Origin of the sequence: Streptosporangium pseudovulgare, assembly GCF_014648055.1 — a bacterium.
GTDB lineage: Bacteria > Actinomycetota > Actinomycetes > Streptosporangiales > Streptosporangiaceae > Streptosporangium > Streptosporangium pseudovulgare.
On record NZ_BMQJ01000049.1, the window covers coordinates 1 to 6,650 of the forward strand.

At 70.1% G+C, this 6,650-nt stretch carries 6 protein-coding genes; 4 read left to right on the plus strand and 2 right to left on the minus strand.

Annotated elements, in window-relative coordinates; all coding sequences use genetic code 11:
• Positions 1–109 precede the first annotated feature (109 nt).
• Positions 110–1,327 (minus strand): MFS transporter, encoded by a 1,218-nt coding sequence (locus IEZ10_RS38295; RefSeq protein WP_189251394.1) that lies wholly within the window; start codon positions 1,325–1,327, stop codon positions 110–112.
• 65 nt (positions 1,328–1,392) lie between these two features.
• Here IEZ10_RS38295 and IEZ10_RS38300 point away from each other — a divergent pair, with 65 nt between their 5' ends.
• Both IEZ10_RS38300 and IEZ10_RS38305 read left to right on the plus strand, forming a co-directional pair.
• Entirely contained in the window at positions 1,393–2,382 is a 990-nt protein-coding gene (locus IEZ10_RS38300; RefSeq protein ID WP_189251395.1) for an ArsR/SmtB family transcription factor, read from the plus strand.
• A 166-nt stretch (positions 2,383–2,548) separates the two neighbouring features.
• The gene (locus IEZ10_RS38305; RefSeq protein WP_189251396.1) at positions 2,549–3,070 is read left to right on the plus strand and encodes a hypothetical protein; all 522 of its coding nucleotides are present in this window, start codon (positions 2,549–2,551) and stop codon (positions 3,068–3,070) included.
• A 251-nt stretch (positions 3,071–3,321) separates the two neighbouring features.
• On the opposite strand, the gene IEZ10_RS38310 is transcribed toward IEZ10_RS38305, so the two are convergent.
• Positions 3,322–3,630, minus strand: a complete 309-nt coding sequence (locus tag IEZ10_RS38310) for a helix-turn-helix domain-containing protein (protein WP_189251397.1) — start codon at positions 3,628–3,630, stop codon at positions 3,322–3,324.
• A gap of 72 nt (positions 3,631–3,702) precedes the next feature.
• Between IEZ10_RS38310 and IEZ10_RS38315 the strand changes: the two genes are divergently transcribed.
• Positions 3,703–4,629, plus strand: coding sequence for a hypothetical protein (locus tag IEZ10_RS38315; RefSeq protein WP_229812097.1), 927 nt, complete (start codon positions 3,703–3,705; stop codon positions 4,627–4,629).
• The gene (locus IEZ10_RS38320) at positions 4,629–6,404 is read left to right on the plus strand and encodes a hypothetical protein (protein ID WP_189251399.1); all 1,776 of its coding nucleotides are present in this window, start codon (positions 4,629–4,631) and stop codon (positions 6,402–6,404) included. Before IEZ10_RS38315 ends, IEZ10_RS38320 begins: the two co-directional genes overlap by 1 nt.
• Positions 6,405–6,650: the final 246 nt, after the last annotated feature.

A 6,650-nucleotide genomic window follows, 5' to 3' on the forward strand; every position in this document is an offset into this window, starting at 1 on the left:
GGGGTGTTCACGAATGGGTTTGGCCAGCGGCTGAGACTGGGTACGGAAGATCGCTTCCCGCGAGAGCGTTGATCGTTTCCCACCGTTACCCCACGAGGCCTGCGGAGGTTCAGCGACGCATGGCACGGATCAGTACAGGCATCGCGACGAGCAAGGCGATTCCTCTCAACACCCCGGCGACCGGGTAGGGCGCGCGAAGCCCGAATAGGTGCGCCACCAGCCCGCCGGCCAGCGCCCCGAGCGGGATCAGTCCCCAGCCGAGCATCCTGTAGACGCTGTTGACTCGGCCGAGCAGCTCGGACGGCACGATCCGCTGCCGGAGGCTGACGGTCACGATGTTCCAGAGCGTGGTGACGAAGCCGTTGACGGCGAGCAGGGCGCCGAGCACGATCACGTTGGGGCTCAGCCCGATCCCGATAAAGATGACGACGTTCGTGATGAGCGCGGCAAGGAGCGCAGAAAGCTCGCCCATCCTCTGGACGAGGCGCGCGCTGACCAGCCCCCCGAGCAGACCGCCGATCGCGGCGCCGGCGAGCAGCAGCCCGTAACCGGGCGCGTCGAGGCGCAGCGTCTGAGTCGCCAGCAGGACGAGGGAGACGTTGCCGAGCTGAAAGCAGAAGGTGTTGACGCCGAGCAGGATGGCGAGGGTGCGCAGCAGCCGGTGACGGGCCAGCCAGCGCAGGCCGTCCGCGATCGCCGTCCGCATCGGTGGATGCTCGATCCGCTCGCGCCTGCGCCTGCGCAACGTCGCCAGCAGCGCGGCGGACAGGGCGAAGGAGGCGGCGTCCGCACCGAACGGCAACGCCACGGCGACCGCGAACAGCAGGCTGCCGACCGGTGGCCCCGCGAACTGCATGCCGACCGTGGTGATTACCTGCTGATGTCCGTTCGCCTTGTGCAGCAGCGGTTCGGCGACGATGTCCGGCAGCACCGCTTGCGCCGCGTTGGCGAAAACGACCGTACATGCTCCCAGTCCGAAGGCGGTGATCGCGAGTACCGGGATGCTGATCTGGCCGAAAGCGGTAAGGACCGCGATGACAGCGACGATCAATGCCTGGATCGCCTGAGCGCGCCACATGAGGGCGACGCGGTCGTGCCGGTCGACGAGCGCACCGGCGGGCAGGGACAGCAGCAGCCAGGGAAGGTATGTCGCCGCGGACACGATCGACACGAGCCGGGGGTCGCGTGTGACCGTGACGGCCAGCAGCGGAACAGCCGCGGTGAACGCCCCGTCGCCGACGCTGTTGATACCGGTCGCCCACCACAACCGCCAATAGTCCTTGGACAAGCGTGGTTCGGTCTCACGTTGCGTCATGTTCCGTGCCATGGGGTGATCTTCAGGTGCCAGGCGCCGTCACGACAGGATTTAGGCGAGTGCTACATAATCGATCCGTGGCGCTGACGATCGATCTCGGTGTGAGCGAGTTGGCGGCGACCCGGTTCGCGATCTCGCCGTTGTCGGAGACCGTGTCCGGCCTGCAGCAGCTGGGTGATCTTGATCGGAACCCGCTCCACCTGCGGTGGCTTCGGTGGGCGAGGGATGAGCTCGCGAAAACTCCCCTGGATCTCTCGCATACATGGCCACTGATCATCAGCGACCGGCCAGGCTGGCCGGAGTTCTTGGTTCCCGCCCCGCTCGGCTCGGGGGGATCCATCGACGACGACCTTGCCGCGTTGTGCAGGACACCCGCATCTCAGGTGCGGATCAGCCTTCGGCGCGTGTTCGGCGAAGACCTCCCCGCATCGGCCGCCGCGCTTGCTGAACAGCCGGCGGCGGGACTGCGTGCGATCGCCGCGGAACTGCGCGCGGTACACGACCGGCTCATCGCGCCGCACTGGTCACGGATCCGGGCCGTACTCGATGCGGATGTCATCCATCGGGCCAAGCAAATGGCCGCGGGCGGTGCCGAAAGGTTGTTCGCCGACCTGCATCCGGATCTGAGCTGGCGCGATGGTCAGCTGAAGCTGGGGGGAGCACGGTGGCGGGTCGAGCGTGTCGTGGAGCGCGGTCCGGGTGGGCTGGTGCTCATGCCGGTTGTTCTCGGCTCACCCTACGTGCTGATCAAGAAAAGGACGTCTACCCAGACCACAGTGCGCTATCCGGCACGAGGCGTCGGGGCGCTGTGGACCGCCGGAACGCAGGCGCCCGCCGGCAGCACGGTCCGGCTGCTCGGGCGGGCGCGAGCCGAACTGCTTGAGGCACTGCGGTCCCCCGCAACGACGACGGACTTGGCTCGAGCGCTCAAGATCACGCCCAGCGCCGTCTCACAACACCTTCGCGTACTGCGCGAGAGCGGGCTGGTCGCCCGCGAGCGATCCGGGCGCAGCGTTTTGTATATGACGACCACTCTCGGGGATTCCTTGAGCGGGACGCTTACCTAAGCCCCCGATGCCGCAGCGCCGTCCTCATCCTGCTTCCACCTTCGAGTGGTCGGTGAGGGATCTTGCAGTCTTGGGGGTCAGCGATGCCATCGCCGCCTACAGTGTGGAGTTGCATCTATGCGCTGAGTGATGGCGATGATCTGGGGCTGCTGCGAGGGAGGCGATGGTGACGTCGTTGCTGGCGAGGCTGGGCCGGGCCGAGGAGGCCACACGGCAGCAATGCGCCGAGCTGTCCCGGCAGCTGGAGGAGCTTCAGGAGCGGCTGACCGCCGCGCAGCGGCGCCTGGAGCGGTTGTCCATCGCGCGTGAGGAACTGGCCGTGCTGGCGGCCGACGCCGAGCCAGGCGATGCAAAGCCCGGTGATTCCGCCGGTTACGGTCACCGCCACGACGACGTCGCCGCGCACGGTGCCGGGCCCGGAGAGGCTCCCGGATCGGCTCGTCCGACCCTGCGGGGGTTGCGCAAGGAGGCAGTGGTGTTGCTGGCCAGTTCCGACAAGCCGCTGCGGGCGCGCGATGTGGTGCGGGCGCTGGGTCAGCAGGACGTCCGTGGCCGGGTGGAGGGGATGCGCGCGCGGCTCAAGCGGCTGGTGAACGATGGCTGGCTGATCGAGCGCGAGCAGGGCCTGTTCACGATCGCATCCGGAGTGAACGGGTTCACCGGCGAGGGGGACACCGCCACGGACTGAGCCGACGTGCCGGTCTGGTGACCGGATCGAAAAGTGGTGCCGCCGAGCTGCTACTCGACGGCACCGGGTTGCGTGAGCGCCCAGAAGACCTAACTCTTTGAAGGCTCGCGCCTTCCGAGCGTAACGCGCTAGGTGATCGCTTGGAGGCTGTCGAGCCAAACGACGGCCGCTATGCCCGGATGTCCGGGTTTCCGGGGCGGCGGAGGGAAGGCTCGACCATGCCGTCGAGGTCGTCACGGCGTTCGGCGCCGTCATCGGGGCGCCGAGGTGCCCTCCGGCCACAGCCGGGCAGCGAGTGCGGTCTCCAGCAGGGCGATGGTGGCCACGTCCGGCCAGGACCGCCCGGCCAGCAGGTCGGCGATAGCCTGGCGATTGACGCCGGAGGCGGCGGCCAGGCCGCGCAGGCTCAGCCGGCGTTCGGCCAGGATGCCGGCCAAGGTGGCGGCGATGGCCTGGACGACGGCGGCGGCGGGATGAGGGGTCAGGTCCGCGTAGGGCCAGGCCTGCGGGTCCTCGGCCAGCTCCCGCGGGGCGGCCGAGCGTGCGCGTCCTCCGACCATCACGAAGTTCTCCTATCGGTGGATGTCACCCGCGACTGTAACGGCTGCTTGTCCAGCCGCTATGGATGGAGTGTGACCCTCGACCCGGACACCTCGGCGAAGATCACTGGCTATCGGCCGCGCAACGCCCCGCCCGGCTGGGAGACGGTAGCCGATCAGGTCCGCGTCACCGTGGCCGCGTCCGCACCGTGGGTCGGCTACCGCATCGAGCGGCTGCTGCACGCGGTCGGCCGGCTGGCGATCTGGTGCCATGGGCACGGGCTGCCCGCCGACCCGGAGGTGTGGCTGCGGCACGAGACGATCGACGCGTTTGTGTTGGCCGGATGCGCCGACCTGGCCCCGCGCACCGCGCAGACCTACCGGTCGTGGCTGCGGCAGGTCCGCGCCGCGCTCACCTGGGCACAGCATGGGGAAAGCACCCCGGTCGCACTCAGCGCCCCCAGCGAGCGCACCGCCCCTTACACACCGGTCGAACTGGCCCGGCTGCGCGGGTGGGCCACCCACCTTCGCGGCCAAACCCGCAGCGATGCCCTCGCGCTGATCGCCTTGGCCGCCGGGTGCGGACTGACCTCGGCCGAACTCGCCGCCGTCCGCGGCAGCCATGTGCGCGTCCTCGACGACGGGACGGTCATCGTCGCCGCGCCGGGCACGACCCGGCTGATCGTCGCCCGTGCGGCCTTCGAACACGACCTGGCTGTCGCCGCCGACACCGCGCTCACCGGCGGGGACCGGTACCTGTTCCGGCCCGGCCGGACGGCCGCCTACGCCAAGAACCTCGTGGCCTCGTGGACCTGGACGCACCGGCCGACCGGAGCCCTTCCCCCGCTGTCGGCGCGGCGGCTGCGCGCCGGCTGGATCGTCGAGTTGCTCAGTGCGCGGATCGACCTGACCGTGGTCGCCGCGGCGGCCGGGCTCGCCCCGAGCGCGCTGGCCCGCTACAGCCATTTCGTCCCGCCTCTGGATACCCGCACCGCCACCGAGTTGCTGCGCGGCCGCTGATGGCGGACGGGTCGCGTCCCCGCACGACGCGGGTGGCCGCCTGCCGTCCCCGGCCGGTCACCGAAGCGCCCCTGCTGATCCCGGACGCGATGGCGGCCCACCTCGATGACCTGCTCACCGACACCGGGGTCATCGAGGTGATCGAGACTGAGTTCGCGCACCGGCCCGGGCCTCCCGGGATGCCGGTCCGCACCGTGCTGCTCGGCCTGCTGCTCGCCGTCTACTACACCGGCAGCGCTCAGCTCGCGGACGCCTGGCGGCTGATGGCCTTCAGTCTCAGCCCGGCCACGCGCCGACGCCATCAGATCCCCGACATCGACCCTGATGACCGGCACGCCCAGCACGCGCTGTCGCGCAGGTTCTACCGCACCTTCGACAAGATCACCACAGGGCTGGACGTCGTCCGCGTCGACCGGCGCCGCCGCCTCACCGCGGCCGAAGCCGACGCCTACACCTCCGCCTGGGACGACGACGAGCCCGAACACCAGCGCAAACGCGACCTGCTGCAAGACATCGTGACCCGGCTCGTGCTGACCCCGGTCCGCCGGGCCCGAGGCCGCGGCTATCTCGCGCACTACGGCGGGGACGTCGGAATCGACGCCACCGCGATCCCCACCTGGGCCAGACCACCGCGACTTCGCCGCTCCACAGGTCAACCTGTGGCGTCGATCGAGATCACCGCAGGCTGGCACCACAGCGCCGGCGACGGCCCGCCCACCTTCGGCTACAGCGCCACCCTCGCCACCGCCGCCCGCACCCGCGACACGCTCGGCACCCACCCGCAACTCGCGCTCGGCCTGGTCCTCGACACCCCGCACCGGCGCGTCGGCCCGGCCGCGATCACCGCTTTGGACGCCATCGCCTCCCTCGGCCTGCCCACCGGCACGCTCGCCGTCGACCGCGCCTACACCGACCAGAGCGCCGACCACTTCGCGCGGCCCGCCCGCGCCTACGGTTACCGGCTCGCCCTGGACTACAGGGTCGAGCAGCGCGGGCTGCAGGGCTCGGTGCACGGCGCGCTGCTGGTCGACGGCAACCTGGCCTGCCCCTTGATGCCCGATCCGCTCCTGCACGCCACGACCGGCCTCGACGACGCCGCCGTCCGTGCTCCCGACGACGAGCTCACCGCGTTGATCCACGCGCGCCGGCCGTACTTGCTCAAGGTCAAGCAGACCTCCGACGCCGAGGGGAGACTCCGCCTGCAGTGCCCGGCCGCCGGGACCGCCCCGTCGGTGAACTGTCCTCGTTTCACCCAGGCCAGAGCGGCGGCACGCGGCCCGCGCACCCGCATCGACCTGACCGACGCACGGCAGCGGGCCGCGCACGCCGCCGCCAAGCCCACCGTCCTGCTGCCGAAGACCGGCAGCGACGACGGGTGCCTGCCGACGATCTGCACCCAGCAGACCATCACCCTGCGCCCGGGCGACCTCGGCCATAAGGACAAGCTCCGCCAGGACCTGCCCTACCTGAGCCCGGTCTGGAAAGGCGCATTCAAGGCCATCCGAGCGAATACCGAAGGCATTAACGGCAGGTTGAAGGGCCAGGTCATCAACCTGGCCGACCCGACCAACCGGCTCGCCCACGGTCGCGTCGCCCAGACCATCCTGGTCGCCCTCATGGTCTGCGTCGCCAACCAGAAGATCCTGCTGTCCTGGCGGCAGGTCCACAACCCTGAACCCCGGCCGTCGTCCCCCACCGGGGACGGCCTCCCGGCCGAACCGGGCATCGACGACACCACCGGCAACAGCGGCAGACCTCCGCCCGACCGGCCCTGAACAGATTGTTAACCCAGGCCGTCCCGGCAGCACATCTCCACGAGCCGGCGCGAGCATGCCCACCGGCCGGTTCGCCCTGCCCTCGACGCGACCGGACACCACCCGAGCCCTTCGCCACAACCGCCGCACCGGCCTCGAACCGCCTGGCGAGCACGGCTACGGGTCCGGAAACGAAGAGAGCCCGCCTGATCCACACGATCAGACGAGCACTCGTGACACATGATCAGGCCATCTCAAGAACAGCCC